The organism is Ruegeria sp. AL12 (assembly GCF_056540885.1).
The window spans coordinates 65,919-89,421 of record NZ_JBQFXN010000003.1 but is presented as its reverse complement, the minus strand read 5'-3'; the positions used below and the strand labels follow the sequence as shown (position 1 = coordinate 89,421).

The following is a 23,503-nucleotide window of genomic DNA, read 5'->3' as shown; positions in this document are numbered from 1 at the left end:
AAATTGCCTTGTCGACGCCTGATTCCGATTTCGTTGGTGGTCGCGATGCAATCGCCAGCGCGGGAAATTGCGCGGTGCCGCGGCCAAATGAAAACCCGACGAATTGCCGGGGCAAGTCAGATGGGGCAATCGTTTGAACGACGGCGCGGCAAAGAAAAAGCGGCCCCCTTCCAGAGGCCGCCCTTGTTCAGTCTGGCCGCGATCTTATTCCGCTGCCATCGCATCCTCGATCTTTTCGACACGAATGGCCGAGAACTTGAACTCGGGGATCTTGCCGTAAGGGTCGATGGCCGAGTTCGTCAGGATGTTCGCCGCCGCTTCGACATAGGCAAACGGGATGAACACCATGTCTTCGGCAATGGCCCGGTCGGCGCGCACCATGATTTCAATCGAACCACGACGCGTGGTCAGGCGGATCATTTCGCCCGGCTCTATCCCCATCAGCTTCAGCGTGCGCGGGTTCATCGAGCAGTTGGCCTCTGGCTCGACCGCGTCAAGAACCTTTGCCCGTCGGGTCATTGAACCGGTATGCCAATGTTCCAGCTGACGGCCGGTGGTGGCAATCATCGGGTATTCATCATCGGGCGCCTCATCAGGCGGGATGACATTGGCCGGAGTGAACCTTGCTTTGCCACCCGCGCGGGGGAAACCATCGCCGAACACAATAGATTGGCCGGGATCGGTTTCGCTGAGCGACGGATAGGTGATCGTCTCGGTTTCCAGCCGTTCCCACGTGATATTGTCAAGCGACTCCATGGTCAGTTTCATCTCGGCAAAGACCTCGGACACATCGGAGTAGTCCCAGTTCAGCCCGATGCGCTGCGCCAGTTCGACCGTGATCTTCCAATCCTCGCGCGCCTCACCCGGAGGCGCCACGGCCGGACGCACACGCTGTACCTGACGGTTGGTGTTCGACACCGTGCCGTTCTTTTCATACAGCGCCGAGGCCGGCAGGATGATGTCGGCATAGTTCGCGGTTTCGGTCAGGAAGATGTCCTGCACGATCATCAGGTCCAGCTTGGCCAGGGCCTCACGTGCGTGGCCAACATCCGGGTCGGACATGGCCGGGTTTTCACCCTGAATGTACATGCCCTTGATGTTGCCCGCATAGGCCTGGTCGATGATCTCGGTGACGGTCAGACCCTTCTCGTTCGAGAAATCATCCGATTTCCAGATATTGGTGAACTGCGCGCGAATGCCGTCATCCGTCACCGTCTTGTAGTCCGGCAGGAACATCGGGATCAGGCCGGCGTCTGATGCGCCCTGCACGTTGTTCTGGCCCCGCAGAGGGTGCAGACCCGCGCCGGGCTTGCCGACATTCCCGGTCATCAAGGCCAGTGAGATCAGGCAGCGCGAATTGTCGGTGCCGTGGATATGCTGGCTGACGCCCATGCCCCAAAAGATCAGACCCGCCTTGGCATTGGCAAAGGTGCGCGCAACGCGACGCAGCTGATCCGGTTCGATGCCGCAGATCGGCGCCATCGCCTCGGGGGTGAACTGGCGCAGATGCTCTTTCTCGGCCTCCCAGTTCTCGGTCCAGCGGTGGATGTACTGGCTGTCATACAGTTCTTCCTCGACGATCACGTTCATGATCGCGTTCAGCATCGAGACATCGGCACCGGGCCGGAATTGCAGCATTTCGTCCGCAAATTTGCGCATGCCGACGCCGCGCGGGTCCATCACGATCAGCTTGCCGCCGCGCTTGGCGAACTGCTTGAAATAGGTCGCCGCGACGGGGTGGTTCTCGATCGGGTTGGCGCCGATGATGATCGCCACATCAGCGTTCTCGATCTCGTTGAAGGTCGCCGTCACCGCGCCCGAGCCCACGTTCTCGATCAGAGCGGCCACAGACGACGCATGGCACAGACGGGTGCAGTGGTCGACATTGTTGTGTTTGAAACCCTGACGGATGAACTTCTGGAACAGATAGGCCTCTTCGTTGGTGCATTTGGCCGAGCCAAAGCCCGCAACGCTGCGCGGGTCTTGGTCGCGCAGGGCCATCAGTCTGGTGGCCGCCAGATCCATCGCTTCTTCCCAGGTCGCTTCGCGGAAATGGGTCGACAGGTTGCCGGGATCAACGTTCAGACCTTTTGCCGGTGCATCCTCGCGCCGGATCAGCGGTTTGGTCAGGCGATGCGGGTGGTGGATATAGTCGAACCCGAACCGGCCCTTGACGCACAGACGGCCTTCGTTGGCGGGGCCGTTGATGCCCTCGACATATTTGACCTTGCCGTCCTTGACCTTGAGGCTGACCTTGCAGCCCACCCCGCAGAAGGGGCAGACGCTTTCGGTTTCGGAATCGTAATCCTTGCTGTCGCCGTGCTGCTGGTCGTCCAGCACGGTGGCGGGCATAAGCGCACCGGTCGGGCAGGCCTGAACGCATTCGCCGCAGGCCACGCAGGTCGAATCGCCCATCGGGTCGTTCTGGTCGAACACCACCTGCGCGGTATGCCCGCGCCCGGCCATGCCGATCACGTCATTGACCTGCACGTCGCGGCATGCGCGGACGCAGAGGTTGCAGTTGATGCAGGCATCCAAATTGACCCGCATCGCCACATGGCTGTCATCCAGCAACGGGATCTTCTCGGGCTCTTTCGCCGGGAAACGGCTGTCGCTGACGTCGTTCAGCTTGGCCATGTCCCAGAAATGGCTCGAGGCATCATGCGGCTGCTCGGGCTGGTCGGCCACCAGCAGTTCCATCACCAGCGCGCGCGATTTCTCGGCGCGGTCGGTGTCGGTTTTCACCACCATCCCGTCAGCCGCCGGACGGATGCACGAGGCGACCAGCGTACGCTCGCCTTCCACCTCGACCATGCAGGCGCGGCAGTTGCCATCGGGTTTGTAGCCCGGCGCCGGTTTGTGACACAGATGCGGGATCACCAGTCCACGGCCATTGGCCGCTTCCCAGATGGTGGTGCCTTCGGGCACGGTGACGTCATCGCCGTTCAGGTTGAAGGTGACGGTCTTGTTTGGGCTTGCATCAAGCATGGCTCTGTCTCCCTCAGATTTCTTCAGCGAAGTGTTTCATGACCAGGCGGATCGGGTTCGGGGCCGCCTGCCCCAGACCGCAGATCGAGGCATCGCCCATCACCTGGCACAGGTCTTCCAGCAGGTCGGTGTCCCACGTCTCGGCCTGCATCAGCTTGACCGCCTTTTCGCAGCCCGCCCGGCAGGGCGTGCACTGGCCACAGCTTTCATCCTCGAAGAAGCGCAGCATGTTCAGCGCCGCATCGCGGGCCGTGTCCTGATCGGACAGAACCACAACCGCAGCAGACCCGATGAAGGTGCCCAGCGGCTGTAGGGTGTCAAAGTCGAGCGGGACGTCGTCGATGCTGGAGGGGAGAAGACCTGACGACGGCCCGCCCGGTTGATACGCCTTGAACACATGACCTTCGGCCATGCCTCCGGCGGCATCAATCACGTCAAGAATGGTCGACCCTGCCGGCAGCAGATAGACGCCGGGTTTCGCCACCCGGCCCGAGACCGAATAGCTGCGCAGCCCCTTGCGGCCATTCTTTTCAACTGAATTGAGGATCTCCGGACCTTCCCGGCAGATTTTGGACACCCAGTAGAGCGTTTCCACGTTGTGCACCAGCGTCGGGCGACCGAATACGCCGACCTGCGCCACGAAAGGCGGGCGGTGCCGAGGCAGGCCCTTTTTGCCCTCGATCGATTCGATCATCGCGGATTCTTCTCCGCAGATATAGGCGCCCGCGCCACGGCGCAGGTCGATATAGCCTTTCTCGACGATCCCGGCCTGTTCCAAAGCCGCGATTTCGCGCCGCAGGATTTCCAGCACCGCTGGATATTCGTCGCGCATGTAGATGAAGCAGGTCTGTGCCTCGACCGCCCAGGCCGCGATCAGCATGCCTTCGAGGAAAACATGCGGCGTTCGCTCCAGATAATAGCGATCCTTGAAGGTGCCGGGTTCGCCCTCGTCCCCGTTCACGGCCAGGAAACGCGGGCCGTCATTCATGCGGACAAAGCCCCATTTCTTGCCCGACGGGAAACCTGCGCCGCCCAAACCGCGCAGGCCCGAGGCCAGAACCTGTTCCTGAACCGCTTCCCAGTCGCCGCCTTCGCGCAGTTCCTTCAGTTTGGCGTAACCGCCGTTCTCGACATAGGTCGCGAAGGTTTCATAGGCGGGCAGATGGGCGTGGGTGTCCCCGGCGGCAATGGCGGCCTGCACCTTTTCAGGGGTCGCATGGTCGATGTGGTTGTGCCCGATTTCCAGCACCGGCGCCGTGTCGCAGCGCCCCATGCAGGGCGCGCGCAGAACGCGCACTTCGGACGGGTCCAGCCCATCCTCCAACGCTTTTTTCAACTGCTGGGCGCCAGCCATTTCGCAGGACAGGGAATCACAGACGCGAATGGTCAGCGCGGGGGGCGGCGTTTCACCTTCTTTCACCACGTCGAAATGGGCATAGAAAGTCGCGGTCTCGTAAATTTCGGCCTGGCCGATCCGCATCTCGACGGCCAGCGCGGCGATGTGGTCGGCGCTGATATGGCCGTGCGTGTCCTGAATCAGGTGCAGAAACTCGATCAGCAGGTCGCGGCGGCGTGGGCGGTCGCCCAGCAGGCGCGCAATTTCGGCCTGTGCTTCATCCGTAAACTGTCGGCCCTTGGGCGTGTGCCGCCCTTTGCCTTTACCTGACTTCCAGACGCCCTTGGGTGCGCCTGATGGCTTGGTGTCTAATGGTGCCATGATGCCCTCCGATTCAGGCCCCGTGTCTCATCAGGCAAGCATATCGTCAAATCGCTTTTTGCAATCGCACGATAACGACATCTTATCACCGTAAAGACGTCACCACGGCGCGCAGTGCCTGCACCGTTGGCAGTTCAGGGTCTCGGCTGAGGGTGGCCAGACAAATGGGTTTGCTGACAATCGGATCGACCAGCGGCAGCACCTTTGTCCCCTGCAACTCGCCCAAGGCCCGAATAAGGACACGTGGCACAACCGTAGCAGCCAGCCCCTCGCGCGCCATCACCATCGACGCGGTAAACCCGCTGGTTTCGGCGACCACGTCCGGGTGCAGCCCCTGTTCGGCAAAGATACGATCCAGAATACGCCGGTTTTGCATCTGCGGCTCGAGCAGGCTCAACGGAAATTCAGCCACGCGCGCCCAAGGCAAGGGGCCGGTTTCGTCCGTCATGTGTGACGGAACCAGCAGAACATAGGTTTCCTCGTACAAAGGTTGCACCTGTCGCAGATCGGTCCCGATGCTGTCGCCATATGTTATCCCGGCGTCCAGGCTTCCTTCGTCCAGCCGGTGTTGAATGGCGGTGGCAGACATGGTTTCGATGCGCGTAACGATGCGCGGATGCGCCTTCCGAAAGCGTTTGGTGAGGCGCCCGGTAAAGGCTATGGCCGTCGGAATCACGCCAAGGATCAGCGTACCGGTGATCTCGCCCCTAGTGGCCAGCACCTGCTGCTCGAGTGCTTTTGTGTCATCGAGAATACGCCGCGCCCGTTGGACAATCATCTCGCCCTCTTCGGTCAAGCCCTGAAACCGGTTGGCGCGGCGGACGATGGACACACCCAGCCGATCCTCGAGGTTGCGGATGCGCATGGAAAAGGCGGGCTGCGAAATCCCGCATTCCTCGGCCGCCTTTGCAAAATGCCGATGCCGTGCCAATGCACTGAGCAATTGCAGGTCGCGAATTTCGATCATTTGGAGAAATCTCAGATGGTAGCTCGAAACCCACTCTATCGGGATTTTTGCCTGCGAGAAAAGCTCGGAGGTGTAGAGGATGTCAGAATCGCCTCAGTTAAACAAAAACAGATTTGGCGCGGGACTGAACAGGATGTCACAGAACATCGGGGTTACTCCGATGTACTTTTGGGAGGAGCCAAGTCGACATCGCTTTTTAATGGATTGTCGGGCAGCCTTTGTTCCTCGGGCAGCGGCGTTACAGGCGGAGGGTCGAGAACCACAACGGGATATTCTTCAACCCAAGAACCGCCCCATAATACGCCACACTCACCCAACGCCGAAACAACCTCGGGCGGCACAAAGCTAGACGCAAAAATCAAAAGGTCGTCGTCTTGATCTCTCGTTTCATATGCGATCCATTCGCTAACGGTAAGATCAAGAAACGCAGCCCAAGTGCCATGATATCCGAGCCGTCTTCCTCCGATAAAGAAGTACCCATCCGCTAGTCGCTCCAACTCATGTTCCAATGGCAGCTCAAGCACTGCCTGCGATAATTCCCAAGGCGTTCCATACACCGGCTGGGAATGCCCATTCGCCGTGTTGATGCATGACACTATTTCAATTGCCTCGTCCGTTTTGTCGGCAACCACAGGAAGTGACGAAAAAAGAACAGCCGTGGTTATCGCCAATACGAACTTCACCATGCCCATAATGTAGCTAGTTCGGCTGCTTTTCATAGCCCGCTTGAAGCGCATCGACTGACCCGTTGCAGCATAAGCTTCGCAAAAATCCGCCTGTCGAGCGGTGTTCGTTCCCGGCGCACCCTTAAGTATTGAACAGGAAATGCATCACGTCGCCATCCTTGACGACATAGCTTTTCCCCTCGGCCCGCATCTTGCCTGCCTCTTTCGCCCCCTGCTCGCCATTGCAGGCGATGAAGTCGTCATAGGCGATGGTCTCGGCGCGAATGAATCCCTTTTCGAAATCACCATGAATGACACCAGCCGCCTGCGGTGCAGCGGTGCCGGTGCGGATGGTCCAGGCGCGGGCCTCTTTCGGGCCGACCGTAAAATAGGTTTCCAGTTTCAGCAGGTCGTACCCGGCACGGATCAGACGGTCGAGACCGGGTTCTTCCAGACCCATTTCCTCAAGGAACATCTGCGCCTCGTCCGCTTCAAGCAAGCTGATCTCTTCCTCGATCTTGGCGCTGATGATGACGTGAGAGTTGCCTTGGGCGGCAGCCATCTCGGCAACTTTCGCCGAGTATTCGTTGCCTTCAGCGGCTTCTTCCTCGGACACGTTGCAAACATAAAGAACCGGCTTGGTGGTCAGCAGCTGCAACATCTTCCAGGCCTTGGCATCCTCGTCCGAAACCTCGACCAACCGTGCAGGTTTGCCGCTCTCCAGTATCTTTTGCGCTTCGGCAAGCAGGCGGTCCTGCTGTTGGGCCTCTTTGTCATTGCCTTTCAGCTTGCGCACAAGGTTGGCACGGCGCTTTTCGATGCTTTCCAGATCGGCCAGCATCAGCTCGGTCTCGATGGTCTCGGCGTCGGCCACAGGATCGATGCGGCCTTCTACATGGGTCACGTCGCCATCTTCGAAACAGCGCAGGACATGGGCGATGGCATCGACCTCGCGAATATTTGCCAGAAACTGGTTCCCCAGCCCTTCGCCTTTCGAGGCGCCCTTCACCAGACCGGCGATATCCACGAATGTCATGCGCGTCGGGATGATCTGTTTCGACGACGCGATTGCCGCCAACTTGTCGAGCCGCTCATCCGGCACGGCCACATCGCCGACATTGGGCTCAATCGTGCAGAACGGGAAGTTCGCGGCTTGCGCGGCAGCGGTTTTGGTCAACGCATTGAACAGGGTAGACTTGCCCACATTCGGCAGACCCACGATTCCCATCTTAAAGCCCATAACGGCCTCCTGCATAGAATACGAACGCAGCTTCTATGCAGGTCCGCATCAATGCGCAAGTGATTGCCGGGCGACTTTGTTTGAGTCCCTTCGGCCACATCACGAAATTGTTCTCAAATCGTGTTCTTGTCGGTCCTGAAAAACGAAGGGTAGGATGAACAATTAACATAGCGCGACCAAATTAAATGGCAGAATATAATGGAAAAACTACTTCTTGCAGCCGTACTGACGGTCTCTACATTTGCTACAGCCCATGCTCAGACGGTAGTTTTTGGTGCCGGGTATTCAGATTTTTCCGAGGCGACGTCCGAAGATCAGGCACTGATCGCTCTCGAGTACCATCACTCTCCTTTTCACCAGGCAACTCGGTTCAGTGCTGGCTGGGGTGCTGCGTTTTCTGTGGACGAAGACGGGGATACGCATATCGGTGTGGGGCTGGTCGGGCTGTATTCTCTGGGTGAGCGCTGGTTCGTCGAAGGCAGTGTCATGCCAGGGTACTTCAATGCCAGCAACGACCAGAACGACCTGGGCGGAGACTTTCAGATCCGCAGCCTTTTGGGTCTTGGATATAACCTGAACAACGGCAACAGAATGTCAGTTGCGATCACGCACAAATCGAACGCCAGCACCAATGATGAGAACCCTGGTGTAAACGCGGTTCTGCTGCGGTACCATCTGGGCTTCTGAGCTATTCCTGCGTTGGCGGGATTGATTTTCGGTCAAAGTTTCTGCACACGGGTCCAAACCCGATTGCAAGGACATCCGATGACCCGTATCGACGCCAAGTTTGCCGCCCTGAAAGCCGAAGGAAAGAAGGCTTTTGTTGCCTATGTGATGGCAGGGGACCCAGACTATGACACCTCGCTCGACTTGGTCAAAGGCCTGCCCGGCGCGGGTGTGGACATCATCGAACTTGGTTTGCCTTTCACTGATCCGATGGCGGATGGCCCCACAATTCAGGCGGCGGGCCAACGCGCGCTGGACGGCGGGATGACGTTGCAGCGCACATTGGATCTGGCGCGCGCGTTCAGGGAAACAGATGACACGACACCAATTGTCCTGATGGGGTACTACAACCCGATTTACAGCCGGGGTGTCGAGGCTTTTCTGGCCGATGCCAAAGATGCCGGTATTGACGGGCTGATCGTTGTCGATCTGCCGCCCGAGGAAGACGAAGAGCTTTGCCTGCCTGCGCAGGCGGCCGGGCTGAACTTCATTCGTCTTGCAACACCTACCACGGATGACCAGCGCCTGCCGCGCGTTCTGCAAAACACCTCGGGCTTCGTGTATTACGTCTCAATCACTGGCATCACCGGCGCGGCCGAGGCGCAGGCAACGGATGTGGCCCCCGAGGTTGCCCGCATCAAGGCCGCGACCGAGTTGCCGGTGATCGTGGGCTTTGGCATCAATACGCCCGAGAAATCCCGCAATATCGCGTCCGTGGCAGATGGTGCCGTAGTCGGATCGGCGATCGTCAGCCAGATCGGCGCAGGCAAACCGGTCGACGAAGTGCTGGATTTTGTGAAGTCCCTGTCGGATGGCGCCCATAGCGCCTGATCCGGCAGATAAAACAACACACTAAAAAGCCTGCCGCAGACTGTTCTGGGGCAGGCTTTTTTGACAGCCCGCCGCCGGGCCAGATCATTGCAGGCTTTGACATGCATTGGTAAGGAAAACGAACCAGTAAGTTCGGAGGTCTGAGTCATGCCTGTGATAACCAATATTGAAGACCTCAGGCGCATTTACGAGCGTCGCGTGCCGCGGATGTTCTACGACTACGCTGAAAGCGGCAGTTGGACGGAACAGACATTCCGCGAAAACAGTTCCGATTTTGAAAAGATCCGCCTGCGTCAGCGGGTTGCCGTTGATATGTCCGGGCGTTCGACTGCCTCTGAAATGATCGGCCAGAAGGTGTCAATGCCGGTCGCGTTGGCCCCGGTCGGGTTGACGGGGATGCAGCATGCGGACGGAGAGATGAAGGCCGCCAAAGCCGCCGAGGATTTTGGTGTGCCCTTTACCCTTTCCACCATGTCGATCAACTCGATCGAAGACGTGGCCGAGCACACCGACAAGCCGTTCTGGTTTCAGCTCTACACGATGAAGGACGCTGACTATGTCAGCCGTCTGATCCAGCGGGCCAAGGACGCCAGGTGTTCGGCGTTGGTGATTACGTTGGATCTGCAAATTCTGGGCCAACGGCACAAAGACCTGAAGAACGGCCTGTCCGCACCACCCAAGCTGACCGCAAAGACTATCGCGAACCTGATGGCGAAATGGGCCTGGGGCATTGAAATGCTGCGGGCCAAGCGGCGCGAGTTCGGCAATATAGTGGGACATGTGCAAGGTATCTCGGACGCGTCTTCACTGGGGGCCTGGACCGCTGAACAGTTCGACCCCACCCTCGACTGGAGCAAAGTCGAAAAACTGATGGAACAGTGGGGCGGAAAGGTGATCCTGAAAGGGATACTCGACGCGGAAGATGCCAAAATGGCTGCCAAGCTGGGAGCGGATGCCATTGTCGTGTCGAACCATGGCGGGCGTCAGCTGGATGGTGCGCTCAGCTCGATCAGGGTATTGCCCGAAATCATGGACGCTGTCGGCAATGATGTCGAAGTGCACCTGGACAGTGGTATCCGCTCGGGTCAGGACGTGCTCAAGGCATTGGCGCTGGGGGCCAGGGGGACGTATATCGGACGCGCATTCGTTTATGGGCTGGGCGCCATGGGCCAGAGAGGCGTCACCACCGCGCTGGAAGTAATTCAGAAGGAACTTGATACAACAATGGCGCTGTGCGGTGAAAAAACCGTTAGCGCACTGGGGGCGCAAAATCTTCTGGTACCAGAAGATTTTGGTGGTCGCTGGCAAGGCTGAGCCCGCGGGAGATTTGGGGCTCTGCCCCCGCCGCCCGTTCCGGGCGTCTCCCCCGGGATATTTGTGGCCAGATGAAGCAGCGGACCCTTCACTGATCTGGCGAAGAACACTTCGGAGCGCGCGGCTGAGCCCCACAAAACGGCAAGCTGTGAATTACCCCTTTCCAAACCGGATGAATCGAGATAAGGACGCGGCTTCACGCGGGTATACAGCCTTGGAGGATACCCGCCCTAACATTGGAGAATTATCATGGCTGGAGAGATTCCTGATCTCGTAGCTCTGGAACGGACGGGGACAGGCAAGGGCGCCGCTCGCAAAACTCGCCGCGAAGGCATGGTTCCGGGCGTAGTGTTTGGCGGCGACAAAGATCCGCTGCCGATTCAGATTCCGTTCAACGAACTGTTCAAGCGCCTGAAGGCCGGTCGCTTCAAGTCGACCCTGTGGAACCTGAAAGTCGAAGGCCATGAAGACGTTCGCGTCATCTGCCGCGACGTTCAGCGTGATGTCGTCAAAGACCTGCCGACCCACTTGGACCTGATGCGCCTGCGCCGGACCACCAAGATCGCGCTGTACATTCCGGTTGAATTCATCAACGAAGATGAAGCCCCCGGCATCAAGAAGGGCGGCGTGCTGACCGTTGTCCGCCCGGAAGTCGAGCTGTTGTGCACCGCAGGTGACATTCCTGAGAAGATCACCGTCGATGTGGCCGGAATGAACATCAACGACGTCGTCACCATTTCGTCGGTTGAACTGCCCAAAGGCACCAAGCCGACCATCGACCGCGACTTCGTGATCGCAAACGTCTCGGCACCGACCGGTCTGTCGACAAGCGACGACGAAGAAGGTGAAGAAGCCGAAGTTGCAGTCGACGAAGTCGAAGTCGTCGGCAAAGAAGAAGAATAAATCCGGATCAAACGTCAGGATTTTGAAACGGGGTTCTGACGAGCCCCGTTTTTTTATGGCCAAGACGCGCGGCGCTGGCTGGATTTCCATGGCAATTCCGGGCATCACATAGCCTCGAGGCTACAGAGGCGGAGCTTGGTCATGAAACTCTTTGTCGGATTGGGAAACCCGGGGCAGAAATACGTCCGAAACCGGCACAACATCGGGTTCATGGCTGTGGAGCGGATTGCGGAAGATCATGGGTTTGGCCCATGGAAATCCAAGTTTCAGGGCGAAATCTCGGAAGGGCGGTTAGGGTCTGAAAAAATCCTTTTGCTGAAACCGCAGACCTTCATGAACCGGTCCGGTCAATCCGTGGGTGAAGCGATGCGTTTCTACAAGCTCGAGTCCACAGATGTTGTCGTGTTCCATGACGAGTTGGACCTCGCCCCGGGCAAAGTGCGGGTAAAGGCGGGCGGCGGACACGCTGGGCATAATGGTCTGCGCTCGATCCACGACCATATAGGCGCAGCATATGACCGTGTCCGGCTTGGGATCGGACATCCGGGCCGCAAGGAAATGGTCTCGGCTTATGTTCTGAGCGACTTTGCGAAATCCGAGAGTGACTGGCTGGACGACGTTCTTCGGGGTGTTTCGGATGGCGCGCCCCATCTGGCCCGGGATGATGGTGGAAAATTCATGAACGCGGTGGCCCTGCGCACTGCTCCGCCCCGGTCGTCCAAGACGGCCGCTCCGAAAGCTGAAACCGCATCTAAGGCACCTCCGAAGCCACCGGCCGACGAACGGTCGGCCATGCAGAAACTGTTGGACAAGTTCAAATAGCGCCCCGCCCTCTTTCCGTTACGTCGGCGTTGCGAAAGCGGGATGTCCACGTTCCAATACACGCAAACAAGGGAGGCTATGCGATGCGGTCCATACTGAAGTGGGTTCTGCGCATTGTGCTGGCGCTGGCTCTGGCCGCCGCTGCCGTTGGGCTTTGGAAACGCGAAGAGTTGCAGCGCCTGATGGCGGTGAACTCTCTGTTTGCCGAGGACAAGATCGTTCACAACTTTTCGCATATGGATGAAGCCTTTCTTACCGTGGATCTGCCGCGTGGAAACGCCCCAACATGGGAACTGCCCTACGGCGAAGGTTTCGATCTTCCGGAAGGCACCGACACTTGGATCAATGAACGCTCGGTCACTTCTTTGCTTATCATGCAGAACGGCAAGATCCGGTTCGAGGAGTACTATCTGGGCACCGGTCCCGATGATCGTCGGATTTCGTGGTCAGTGGCAAAAAGTTATCTGTCGGCGCTTTTCGGCATTCTCCTGCAAGAGGGCGCAATCGATTCACTGGATGATCCCGTCGTCAAATACGCCCCTAAACTTGCAGGCAGCGCATATGACAGGGCGACAATTCGAAACGTTCTGAACATGGCCAGCGGCGTCACGTTTGACGAAGATTATCTGGACCCGAAATCTGACATCAACAGGATGGGTCGTGTGATTGCCCTAGGCGGTGAACTGGACGATTTCGCGGCCTCATTGCAGGACAGTTTCGCGCCCCCCGGTGAAACCTGGCAATACGTTTCCATAGACACGCATGTATTGGGCATGGTGATACGCGGGGCGACCGGTCGCAGTGTCGCGGATCTTTTGACGGAAAAAATCCTTCAGCCCCTGGGTCTTGAGCGGGACGGGTATTATGTCACTGACGGCGCCGGTGTCGCTTTTGTTCTGGGCGGATTGAACTTCACGACACGTGACTTTGCACGGTTCGGGCAAATGATCCTGCAAGATGGGGAATTGAACGGCCGGCAAGTGGTGCCCGCCGACTGGATATTCGAGGCAACTCAACCCAGCGCCCCGACCGCTCGGGGGAAGATTGGATATGGGTACCAGTGGTGGATCCCGCGCGGCGCCCATGAGGGAGAGTTTCTGGCCCGGGGCGTGTATGGGCAATACATCTATTTCAACCAACCTCGCGGCGTTCTGATTGTGTCTACCGGCGCTGATCGGAAATTCCGCGACACTGGCGTAAACGACCAGAATATCGAAATGTTCCGCAAGATCGCAGAAAGCCTGTAAGGTGTGTTCATGCAGAAGCAAGAAAGTATCAATGTACTCGGCGGCGTTCTGGCGCCCTGCTCACGCGATCCTCTGACCGGGTTCTTCCGCGACGGTGCGTGCAATACCTGCCCCGAGGATCAGGGCAGCCATACCGTTTGTGCCGTGATGACGGCCGAGTTTCTGGCATTCTCGAAATACGTCGGCAATGATCTGAGCACGGCTCGGCCCGAATTCGATTTCCCGGGCCTCAAGCCCGGTGACAGCTGGTGTCTGTGTGCCGGCCGGTTCCTACAGGCCCATGACGAAGGATGCGCCCCAAAGGTCCACCTGGAGGCGACCCATCAACGCGCGCTCGAGATTGTGCCGCTTGATATCTTGCTTCAGAACAAGGCGAATGCCTGACAGCCATTGCGCCTGGGGCGAGTCCTGATCCGCGATCCAGTTTCGCCCCAATGTCAGAATGCCATTTGCCAGATCAGGCTGATGCTGTAGTTTTCAAAACCGCTTTCACCAATGCCATCGTAGAACAGGTTTGCTGCAAGCAAGCTGTTGTTTTCCAGCCGGTAATCCAGGCCCAGATCCGCACGGGCACGGGCGGTGTCGCCAATCGGTGTCACGCCCGGGGCGGTGCCGGTACCCGAAGTCGTGCTCCAAATCCCCGAAAGCCCGCCCGTCAGCATCATCTCTCCTCGTGACACTTGCAGCGGGTGGCTGAAATCCACGCCCAACCGTGCCGTCGTCAAACTGAAATCCTGCTGTGGAATCAGATTGCCCAGGCTGTCGGTATAAGCTTTCTGATCGTCACTGGCATAGCTTACGTCCAGCAAAGGCATCAATGTCAGGGCGCCACGCTTTATCTCGCCGGTTACGCGCGACTGGATCAGCCAACGGTCACTGTCGAAACTGTCCTCGTAGGTGCCAAACGGAGAGATGTTGTTGTCGGCCTGGCCATAAAGAACGCGCCCTTCAAGAAACACCGAATGATTGGGCAATTTTGCCACCACATAAGGACCAACCAGCCAGCCCGTACCGTCCACGCTGGCCGGGCCGTTTTCCGTTTCGGCATAGTCGAACTGAAGCATGGCACCGATCAACAGGTTCGAATTGATCTGGCGATGAGCGCCGACAACTGCCAGTGCATAGGAGTTGTCAAAATCATCCTGCGAACTCCAGTTGCCGGTCACACTGAACCAGACGGGGCGCGCCGGATCACTGGCGAAATTCAGATACCCCGACCCCTGCGTGACCGAAGCGTCCAGTACACCCGACCCCGAACCTTGCAGAAACTGGGTCAGTTTCGGCTGGTTCGTCACAAGGCTGTTGGCCCGGGCGTTCTGGAACGCCTGAATCTGACGTTGGGCATTTGTCACGGCCTGAAGCGTGCTGACCCTGTTTGATTCCAGGTTCAGATTCCCAGCCGCGTCCGAGAACACCCCTGCCGGAATGAAAAGTTCGATGGTGCCGTTGTTCTGGGGCGTCAAAGTGGCGACATAGCTGGTGCCGGACCCGGTCAGAGTGGCCGTTGCATTGGTGACGGACAGGTCGCCCACGGTGAAATCGGTGCTTGGTTCGCTCAGCGTAATGCTTGCTTGAAACGTTCCGCTGCCGGTCGGCGTCAAGGCCCCGATCGTTGCAGTTGGCTGTGTCGTATCCACCAGAACGCGTGTGTTGACGATTTGGGTGTTCGTTACACCGGACAACGCGATCTCATAGCGGTAAAGCGGCCCGCCGACGGTTTCGCGCGCGGTGAACGTAATCCCCATATACCCGTCTGCCGCATATGTGGAATCCGCGCCATCCTGACTGAGAATGGTTGCGCCGATATAGCCAAGGGAAGCAAGGCCGGCAGGCGTGATCGCACTCTGGTTCAGAATGCCGTTGTTGAAATAGAAACTGCCGCCGGGTACCTGCCCCGACCCCCCCAGCGAAACAAAGGCCGTTCCGGTAAATGGGATGTTGTTGAAAAAGATGCTTCCCCCGTTCGGCGTTGGAACCGAGGTTATGATGAAGCCGCCACCAAGGGCCGCACCCTCTTTCGCGCTTCCGATCATGAGTGCTGAAATCAGAAAACAGAGGCACAACAGCCTCGAAATAACGGACCTGACCATTTTACCTCCTACAACACCGCGAGGGCGCTAAACACCAGGGCGCCCGGGCAAAGACACTGTGCCCCGAACCACGTCATCCATTGTCCCATCCATTGCAGAGACGTCCCCTGAACCGGCCGCAACTACGCCAGTTACCCAATAGTTAATTCAATTTGGAGACACTGTATAGAATTGGAAACAACTCAACTTTGGCGTGCGGGCCACATGGCCATGCACAAACCGCAAGGCAAAGGCGAAAAATCCCCGGAAAACACTTCGGACCTCGGTGTTTTCAGGCTGTCTTCTAGGCGAAAGGTCACAACAAGCCGAGACTTTGCAAGTCATATGCTCAAGATATGCCGGATACAGACCCTCGGCTTTGACGGGATATTCGCAACAATCTCGGGCAGGGGTCGCAACTGGCAGTTGTTGGGAAACAAATGCAGGCACAATGATCGAGGTTTCACAGCAGCCGGCGATTCCTCGGGTTTCTGTGTTGTCCTTACATGCGCATTGGCGGCGGCCCTTTTTGCAGGGCAACCTGATTTCGGCGGACATGTCACATGTAGGACTATCCCGCCTGTCCTGCCTTGGAATTATCGCTTTCAGGACTGCTTGAGCCATCGACCCCAAGACAGAGCAACCGGGACATGCCGCCCCGGTTCACACTCAGTCCGCCGTACGGCCTTCGGTGTCTGACATATCGAAGTTCAGATATTTGGCCACGGTCTGAACGTCCTTGTCTCCACGGCCGCACATGTTCATGCAAATCAGGTGATCCTTGGGCAATTCCGGTGCGATCTTCATCACATGGGCCAATGCGTGGCTGGGTTCCAGCGCCGGGATGATCCCCTCGGTGGCGCAGCACAGCTGGAACGCCTCGAGCGCTTCCTTGTCAGTGATCGAGACGTAATTCGCGCGCCCAATTTCGTGCAGCCAGGAATGCTCGGGCCCGATGCCCGGATAGTCCAGCCCGGCCGAGATCGAATAGCCTTCAAGAATCTGGCCATCGTCATCCTGCAACAGATAGGTCCGGTTGCCGTGCAGCACGCCCGGCCGACCGCCGGTCAGCGAGGCGCAATGCTCCATTTTCTCGTTCACACCTTTTCCGCCCGCCTCGACGCCTATGATGTTGACGTCCTTGTCATCGAGGAAGGGATAGAACAGGCCCATCGCGTTCGAACCGCCGCCGATTGCCGCGATGATCGTATCTGGCAAACGGCCTTCAGCCTTCATCATCTGCTCTTTCGCTTCCTTGCCGATGATCGACTGGAAATCGCGGACCATTGCCGGATAGGGGTGCGGCCCAGCCACGGTGCCGATGCAGTAGAACGTGTCGCGCACATTGGTCACCCAGTCGCGCAGCGCGTCATTCATCGCATCCTTGAGCGTCCCACGACCCGAGGTCACAGGAATCACCTCGGCCCCCAGAAGACGCATGCGGAATACGTTCGGGGCTTGCCGCTGCACGTCGTGCGCCCCCATATAGACAATGCATTTCAAGCCAAACTTGGCACATACGGTGGCGGTGGCCACGCCGTGCTGCCCTGCCCCGGTTTCAGCAATGATCCGGGTCTTGCCCATGCGCCGCGCCAGAATGATCTGACCCAGCACGTTGTTGATCTTGTGCGCGCCGGTGTGGTTCAGCTCGTCACGCTTCAGATAGATCTTGGCACCCCCCAGATGCTCGGTCAGGCGTTCCGCAAAATACAGCGGCGAAGGACGACCCACATAGTTTGCCCACAGGTCATCCATTTCGGCCCAGAACGTCGGATCATCTTTGGCCTTGTTGTATTCCTCTTCCAGCGACAGGATCAGCGGCATCAGAGTTTCACTGACAAAACGCCCGCCGAAGATGCCGAAACGTCCCTGTTCGTCAGGGCCGGACATAAAGGAATTGAAAAGATCGTTGGCCATGGGTGTCTCCCTCGTCGTATCTGTTGTTCATAGGTGGTGGCAGCGGGATTTGCCATGGGCAAAACGCATCATTCCACAACCTGCGTGTTTTGACGCCAGACCTGAATCGCCTGTTCCGGCGAGGGCACACCAATGCACGGAAAATGATGAAACCTGTTCACATCCGCCAAACGATCGGCCGCCAACACGGCACGCCTGTGGGGGCCGGATTGGGAAAATGTCAGCATTGCTTCAATGTCTTGCCAGACACTGAATGAAAAATAGATGCCATCCTGCCTGAACAAGTCAGCGTGCAGGCACAATGGGTCCCCTTGCGCCTGCCGACAGGCCTGTCCCGCGCGCCAGAAAAACTCCGGCGCATGGTACCAGTGTTTCAAGGAAACGCCCCCGATTGCTGCGAGCATGCTCCATCCCTCCGTTTCGAGGGATACGCAACAAGATCTTTTTCAGATCACCTGAGAGCCGATGCAAAGTCGCGGATCAGGGCCGCATCTTTCACGCCCGGCGCGCTTTCGACACCGGATGACACATCCACCTGCCGGGCACCTGTCATCCGGACTGCTTCGGCAACGTTCAGGGGTGTCAGGCCACCGGCCAGCATCCAGGGTCGCCGCCAGTATTTCCGTCCGGCCAACAGCCGCCAGTCAAAGGCCAACCCGTTGCCGCCCGGCAATTCGGATTCTCTGGGCGGTTTCGCATCGATCAGCAGTTGATCGGCCACCTCCGAGTAAAGATCGATGGCCGCCAGATCCTCGGCCTCGGCCACTCCTATGGCTTTCATCACCGGCAAACCAAATCGCTCGCGAATTTCGGAAACCCGTTCGGGCGATTCCTTGCCATGCAGTTGAAGCATATCAAGCGGTACAGTCGAAACGATGCCGTCCAACTCTTCGTCAGTGGCATTCACCACCAAAGCCACTTTGGCAACGCCAACCGGGACCAGATGCGCCAGCTCTGCGGCCCGCGAAACATCCAGATTGCGTGGCGATTTCGGAAAGAAAACGAACCCGACATAGCCCGCCCCGGCTTCGGCCGCAGCGCGCACGTGATCCGGTGCGGTCAGACCGCAGATTTTGAACCGAACATCAGGCATAGCGGTCAGGCTCAGCTCGCCTCATCCAGAAGGGCAAGTACGTCGTCCTTGCCTTCGTTTTGCTTTTTCTTGAGTTTCTTGACTTCACGCTCAAGCTTGCGCACTTCGGTTTTCTTCACGGTCGCGTCGCGGCGGTGCTTGTGTTCCCGCAGCCATTCCCACAGGAAACCAATAACCAATCCTGCCGCAACACCCCCCAAAACCACCAGAAACAGCGGCAGTGACGCGCTGAGGTTAAAACCCAGAAGCTCGGCCAGAGCATCCGGCATCAGTTTCAGTTCAACGGACTGAACATTGGCAAGAGACACGGAAATCAGAATGATCCCGAGAGCCGCCAGAAAAGCATATCGAAGGTAACGCATCATGGTGTCAGGCTTTACCGTTCAATCGATCCCTGAGCAACTTGCCAGTTTTGAAAAACGGTACACATTTTTCTTCGACCTGCACCGTTTCACCCGTGCGCGGGTTGCGCCCAACACGTGCGTCGCGTTTTTTCACGGAAAAGGCACCAAAGCCCCGCAGTTCCACACGGTCACCGCGCGCCATGGCGTCTGTGACTTCTTCGAATACGGTGTTCACGATCCGCTCGACATCACGCTGATAGAGATGCGGGTTTTCGTCAGCGATTTTCTGAATCAATTCTGAACGGATCATGCGTGATACCCTCCCAGGCAGCCGGTGTGACAGGTCTACTGTTTTGACAGTATAGGAAAAAACCCGGAAGGGGGGAACGGATACTCTGAGTTTTGAGGCTTTATTTTGCCACATTCTCGCGCGAAATTTTATCTGTCAGGCCAATTTCCACACTTAATGCGCGATCAATCCCCTTATTAACCCTGCGGTTCGGAACATGTTGATTCGCAACAAAAACGGCCCCGCACTGTCGTACGGGGCCGAAATTCATGCTTGGGATACTGCCTTGGCTCAGTCGCCGGATTTCAACGCTGCACCCAGGATATCGCCCAGCGATGCGCCCGAATCGGAAGAACCGTACTGTTCCACGGCCTCTTTCTCTTCGGCGATCTCGCGCGCCTTGATCGACAGGCCCAGACGACGGGTCTTGCTGTCGACGTTGGTGACGCGGACGTCGACCTTGTCACCGACCGAGAAACGCTCGGGGCGCTGTTCGGCACGATCACGCGACAGATCCGAACGACGGATGAACGACTTCATGCCTTCGTATTCGACCTCGATGCCGCCATCTTCGATCGCGGTGACTTCGACGGTGATGACTGAGCCACGCTTCACGCCGCCCACGGCTTCGGCAAACTTGTCACCGCCCAAGGCTTTGATCGACAGTGAGATACGCTCTTTTTCGACGTCAACTTCCGAGACAACCGCCTGAACGACATCGCCCTTGCGGTAGTTCTGGATCGCATCCTCGCCACGCTCGTCCCAAGACAGGTCGGACAGGTGAACCATGCCGTCGATGTCGCCTTCGAGGCCGATGAACAGACCGAATTCGGTGATGTTCTTGACTTCGCCTTCGACCTCGGTGCCCTCGGGGTGTGTTTCTGCAAACACTTCCCATGGGTTGCGCTGAGTCTGCTTCAGGCCCAGAGACACGCGACGCTTGGCGCCGTCGATTTCCAGAACCATGACGTCGACTTCCTGGCTGGTCGAAACGATCTTGCCGGGGTGGACGTTTTTCTTGGTCCAGGACATCTCGGACACGTGCACCAGACCTTCGACACCGGCTTCCAGCTCGACGAACGCGCCGTAGTCGGTGATGTTGGTGACACGACCCTGATGGACCGAGCCCAGCGGGTACTTGGCAGCAACCAGATCCCACGGATCCTCTTGCAGTTGCTTCATGCCCAGGCTGATGCGGTGGGTCTCTTTATTGATCTTGATGACCTGAACCTTGATGGTTTCACCGATCGTCAGGATCTCGGACGGGTGGTTCACACGGCGCCATGCCATGTCGGTGACGTGCAGCAGGCCGTCAACGCCGCCCAGGTCAACGAATGCACCGTATTCGGTGATGTTCTTGACGACACCCTCGACGGTCTGACCTTCGGACAGGTTGCCGATAACTTCGGCACGCTGTTCGGCACGCGATTCTTCCAGGATTGCGCGGCGCGAAACAACGATGTTGCCACGGCGGCGGTCCATTTTCAGAATCTGGAACGGTTGCTTCAGACCCATCAGCGGGCCAGCGTCGCGCACGGGGCGAACGTCAACCTGCGAGCCGGGCAGGAACGCAACTGCGCCACCCAGATCGACGGTGAAGCCACCTTTGACGCGACCGAAGATTGCACCTTCGACGCGCTGGTCGTCGGCATATGCTTTTTCCAGACGGTCCCATGCCTCTTCACGGCGGGCCATCTCGCGCGAGATGACAGCTTCGCCACGGGCGTTTTCTGCGGCGCGCAGGTAGACTTCGACCTCGTCACCAACAGTGATTTCAGGGGCTTCGCCGGGATTTGCGAATTCTTTCAGATCAACGCGGCCTTCCATTTTGTAGCCTACGTCGATGATGGCTTGGCCGGCTTCGATCGCCAGAACCTTGCCTTTGACAACAGAACCCTCTTCGGGTGTGTCCATTTCGAAGCTTTCGTTCAGGAGGGCTTCGAATTCCTCCATGGATGCGTTAGCCATGTGGCGTTGTTTTCCTTTACAATACGTTTTTGCTGGCCGAGCGGTTGTCTCCGCCGGTCTTGTTTCATGATGTCTTCAGGCGTGATCCGGTGCGCCCCTGAGCAAACAAACACAAAGGGCCGAGGTAACCCGGCCCTGCTCAGAAACGTCATCCGGACGTTGACCGCCCTTGTATCGACAGCGCGCGTATAGGCGGATTCCCCGATATGTGCAAGGGCAAAGCCCATATTTTCAAGGTTTGGCGGCTCTGTGCCCAGGCGCGTTGCCGGTTTTGAAGGTCCAAACCCAGGCATCGCGCCGCAGCATGGCCTGTTCAATTGCGTCCAGTCGCATCAACGCTGCGGAAGGGTTGCGTGCGCCTCCGGCCCGGTTCCAGATTTTTTGCGCAGAAACGGGGCTCCACGGCAAGCTTGCCGAGGCCAACCACTGGCGCAGCCCTGACGGCAGAGAGTCGTAGACCTGCATAGGCGCTGCCTGTCGCCTCCGACGTTTGAGGGTGCTCTGCAAATTCCGGCCCCTTGTTTGCCCTTGTTTCTTGTGTTGTTGCAATACGGTCGCCCTTCGCAATATGTATGTAATTACATTACATAACAACAAGGCAGACGGAAGCAAAAAAGACGGGGAATTTGCGCCCCGCCTTTCCTGCAACCATTCCCCGCGCGACGGGCAGGAAGCAGTCAGAACAGTTGCAGATCCTTTTTGCCGCTTTGGATTTCAGCAAAGTTCGGCATGTTTTCGATGACAACAGGGGCTGGCGCCGTACCGGGCATCGCCACTGTCGGCTTCATTGCCGCCGCCATTCCAAAGGCAGGTTGATCAAGTTCCCCCCGGATATCGCGCAACAGTGTTTTGTGATCCGGCATGGATTTAACGATCTTCGCCAGATCCATTTTCGCGTTCTTCATACCCTGGAACCAAATCGGTTTCTTCAACGGTCGAAGACGATCACGGATGCCTGAACCATAGCCCGTATCATAAACCTGCTTTCCCAACAGAACGGTCTGATAAACGCGGCTGTCAAACAAAGTGGCGAACTCGATATCGTGGTCCATCGGCAGGCGATACTGCCACAATTCAAGGTTTTCGGCCAACCGATCCGGTATCTTCATCTCGGTGCGCGCATCGATCCAGTATTGGTCATCGGTACGGTTGCCCAACCGATAGTGCAAACAGATGAATTCCAGAACCTCATTATAAAGCTTGTCCATCTGCCGATTGTATCTGTCCCTCAGCGAAGGCTCGATGTCTCGCGTGGGCAAATGCTCGGCGAACCAGCGTATCGCATGGTCAATCATATGAATCGCCGTGCTTTCCAGCGGTTCAATGAACCCGCCGGACAGGCCTATGGCCACGCAATTCTTGACCCAGGCATTGCGCACGCGACCGACGCGCATCGGGATCACGCGCGGTGTCAAACCTTTGCCGCTGTCACCCAGCCACTCAAGGTATTCGTCCGCTGCCTGATCATCCGTGCGGTGTGCAGACGAATAGACATATCCTGTGCCCACACGGTTAAAAAGCGGCACGCGCCACGTCCAACCTGCGCCCAAGGCAGTGGATCTGGTGGCGCTTTCGATCTTGTCAGGATCCGGATGCTCGATCTGCAACGCCATGGCCCGATCATTGGGCAGGTAGTCAGAGTAATCCAAAAATGGCTCACCAAGTGCCTTGTTGATGATCAGCCCACGAAATCCGGTGCAATCCACGACCATCTCAATGTCATGGCGGCCTTTTGCCTCGAGCATGAGATGACTGACATTGCCCTGTTCATCCAGCTCGACCGTTTGCACCTCATCCCGGATATGCTCCACTCCGCGCTTCGTGCAGACCCTGGTCAGCATGCCTGCAAACTTTACGGCATCCAGATGATAGGCATAACCAAACCGTTGTTCGAATTCCGGCTGACCCAACTGACGCGCGCCCTTGCACAAACGGGCCAGATCATCATGGGGCGAGATGGACTGCGTGAAATCCCGGTCGCCATTGCCGAAGCGCAGGAAATACTCGGCGGCCTCCAGCCCCTCAAGCATCTGGCCGTGCGCAAAAGGGTTCATGTAGTCGATGCGATTGCCCTTGGCGTCATTGTTCCAATTGCAGAACTTCACACCCAGCTTGAAGGACGCGTTGGTCTCGCGGAAGAAACTCCGCTCTGAAATACCCGCCTGACGCAGCGTGACAGGCATGCGCGGAACCGTGGCTTCACCCACCCCCACGGTCGAGATGTTCGGGCTTTCGATCAGGCAGATTTGCGGCCGATCCTTGGGCGCTGACGTTCGGGAAAACACCATGTCCAGGATCAGCGCGGTCATCCATCCAGCCGTACCGCCACCCACGATGGTGATTTTGTTCAAACGATTGTTCATGTAGTTTTGTCCCTGTTGGCTTGGGAATTTTTTGCTGCGC

Annotated in this window: 21 protein-coding genes; 7 read left to right on the top strand and 14 right to left on the bottom strand. The window is 57.8% G+C overall.

Features of this window, described 5'->3' with window-relative positions:
* Positions 1–204: 204 nt before the first annotated feature.
* From fdhF to ychF, 5 genes are all read right to left on the bottom strand, one after another.
* Positions 205–2,988: a formate dehydrogenase subunit alpha gene (gene fdhF, locus ACR0C6_RS11315; RefSeq protein ID WP_480619355.1), complete on the bottom strand. Its 2,784-nt coding sequence runs from the start codon at positions 2,986–2,988 to the stop codon at positions 205–207.
* A gap of 13 nt (positions 2,989–3,001) precedes the next feature.
* Positions 3,002–4,705 (bottom strand): NAD(P)H-dependent oxidoreductase subunit E, encoded by a 1,704-nt coding sequence (locus ACR0C6_RS11310; RefSeq protein WP_480619353.1) that lies wholly within the window; start codon positions 4,703–4,705, stop codon positions 3,002–3,004.
* Between the two features lie 85 nt (positions 4,706–4,790).
* Positions 4,791–5,672, bottom strand: a complete 882-nt coding sequence (locus ACR0C6_RS11305) for a LysR family transcriptional regulator (protein WP_480619351.1) — start codon at positions 5,670–5,672, stop codon at positions 4,791–4,793.
* A gap of 152 nt (positions 5,673–5,824) precedes the next feature.
* A complete protein-coding gene (locus tag ACR0C6_RS11300; RefSeq protein WP_480619350.1) occupies positions 5,825–6,358 on the bottom strand; it encodes a hypothetical protein in 534 nt (177 codons plus the stop codon).
* Between the two features lie 121 nt (positions 6,359–6,479).
* Positions 6,480–7,577 carry a redox-regulated ATPase YchF gene (gene ychF / locus ACR0C6_RS11295; protein ID WP_480619348.1) on the bottom strand — a complete coding sequence of 366 codons (1,098 nt, stop codon included), beginning with the start codon at positions 7,575–7,577 and terminating at the stop codon, positions 6,480–6,482.
* Positions 7,578–7,775: 198 nt separating this feature from the next.
* Between ychF and ACR0C6_RS11290 the strand changes: the two genes are divergently transcribed.
* From ACR0C6_RS11290 to ACR0C6_RS11260, 7 genes are all read left to right on the top strand, one after another.
* Complete coding sequence (locus ACR0C6_RS11290; protein ID WP_480447092.1) at positions 7,776–8,264, top strand: acyloxyacyl hydrolase; 489 nt, start codon at positions 7,776–7,778, stop codon at positions 8,262–8,264.
* A gap of 78 nt (positions 8,265–8,342) precedes the next feature.
* Positions 8,343–9,134 (top strand): tryptophan synthase subunit alpha, encoded by a 792-nt coding sequence (gene trpA, locus ACR0C6_RS11285; RefSeq protein ID WP_480447093.1) that lies wholly within the window; start codon positions 8,343–8,345, stop codon positions 9,132–9,134.
* A 147-nt stretch (positions 9,135–9,281) separates the two neighbouring features.
* A complete protein-coding gene (locus tag ACR0C6_RS11280; protein WP_480619346.1) occupies positions 9,282–10,448 on the top strand; it encodes an alpha-hydroxy acid oxidase in 1,167 nt (388 codons plus the stop codon).
* A 249-nt stretch (positions 10,449–10,697) separates the two neighbouring features.
* Positions 10,698–11,351 (top strand): 50S ribosomal protein L25/general stress protein Ctc, encoded by a 654-nt coding sequence (locus tag ACR0C6_RS11275; protein ID WP_152457184.1) that lies wholly within the window; start codon positions 10,698–10,700, stop codon positions 11,349–11,351.
* Between the two features lie 141 nt (positions 11,352–11,492).
* Positions 11,493–12,173, top strand: coding sequence for an aminoacyl-tRNA hydrolase (pth, locus tag ACR0C6_RS11270; RefSeq protein ID WP_480447095.1), 681 nt, complete (start codon positions 11,493–11,495; stop codon positions 12,171–12,173).
* Positions 12,174–12,256: 83 nt separating this feature from the next.
* A complete protein-coding gene (locus ACR0C6_RS11265) occupies positions 12,257–13,420 on the top strand; it encodes a serine hydrolase domain-containing protein (protein ID WP_480619344.1) in 1,164 nt (387 codons plus the stop codon).
* 9 nt (positions 13,421–13,429) lie between these two features.
* On the top strand, positions 13,430–13,804 hold the full coding sequence (locus ACR0C6_RS11260; RefSeq protein ID WP_152457181.1) for a DUF2237 family protein: 375 nt from the start codon (positions 13,430–13,432) through the stop codon (positions 13,802–13,804).
* A 53-nt stretch (positions 13,805–13,857) separates the two neighbouring features.
* Here ACR0C6_RS11260 and ACR0C6_RS11255 read toward each other — a convergent pair whose 3' ends face one another.
* The 9 genes from ACR0C6_RS11255 to ACR0C6_RS11215 form a co-directional block, all read right to left on the bottom strand.
* Positions 13,858–15,510, bottom strand: coding sequence for an Ig-like domain-containing protein (locus tag ACR0C6_RS11255; protein ID WP_480619342.1), 1,653 nt, complete (start codon positions 15,508–15,510; stop codon positions 13,858–13,860).
* Positions 15,511–16,158: 648 nt separating this feature from the next.
* Entirely contained in the window at positions 16,159–17,406 is a 1,248-nt protein-coding gene (gene trpB / locus ACR0C6_RS11250; RefSeq protein WP_171170912.1) for a tryptophan synthase subunit beta, read from the bottom strand.
* A gap of 68 nt (positions 17,407–17,474) precedes the next feature.
* The gene (locus ACR0C6_RS11245) at positions 17,475–17,633 is read right to left on the bottom strand and encodes a hypothetical protein (protein ID WP_171170914.1); all 159 of its coding nucleotides are present in this window, start codon (positions 17,631–17,633) and stop codon (positions 17,475–17,477) included.
* 224 nt (positions 17,634–17,857) lie between these two features.
* Positions 17,858–18,499 carry a phosphoribosylanthranilate isomerase gene (locus tag ACR0C6_RS11240; protein ID WP_480619340.1) on the bottom strand — a complete coding sequence of 214 codons (642 nt, stop codon included), beginning with the start codon at positions 18,497–18,499 and terminating at the stop codon, positions 17,858–17,860.
* An 11-nt stretch (positions 18,500–18,510) separates the two neighbouring features.
* The gene (locus ACR0C6_RS11235) at positions 18,511–18,861 is read right to left on the bottom strand and encodes a lipopolysaccharide assembly protein LapA domain-containing protein (protein ID WP_224857610.1); all 351 of its coding nucleotides are present in this window, start codon (positions 18,859–18,861) and stop codon (positions 18,511–18,513) included.
* Between the two features lie 7 nt (positions 18,862–18,868).
* On the bottom strand, positions 18,869–19,153 hold the full coding sequence (gene ihfB, locus ACR0C6_RS11230; RefSeq protein WP_050603110.1) for an integration host factor subunit beta: 285 nt from the start codon (positions 19,151–19,153) through the stop codon (positions 18,869–18,871).
* Positions 19,154–19,423: 270 nt separating this feature from the next.
* Positions 19,424–21,100 (bottom strand): 30S ribosomal protein S1, encoded by a 1,677-nt coding sequence (gene rpsA / locus ACR0C6_RS11225; protein WP_480619339.1) that lies wholly within the window; start codon positions 21,098–21,100, stop codon positions 19,424–19,426.
* 231 nt (positions 21,101–21,331) lie between these two features.
* Positions 21,332–21,607 (bottom strand): DUF6525 family protein, encoded by a 276-nt coding sequence (locus tag ACR0C6_RS11220; RefSeq protein ID WP_480619337.1) that lies wholly within the window; start codon positions 21,605–21,607, stop codon positions 21,332–21,334.
* Positions 21,608–21,777: 170 nt separating this feature from the next.
* Positions 21,778–23,463: a tryptophan halogenase family protein gene (locus ACR0C6_RS11215; protein ID WP_171636759.1), complete on the bottom strand. Its 1,686-nt coding sequence runs from the start codon at positions 23,461–23,463 to the stop codon at positions 21,778–21,780.
* Positions 23,464–23,503 lie beyond the last annotated feature (40 nt).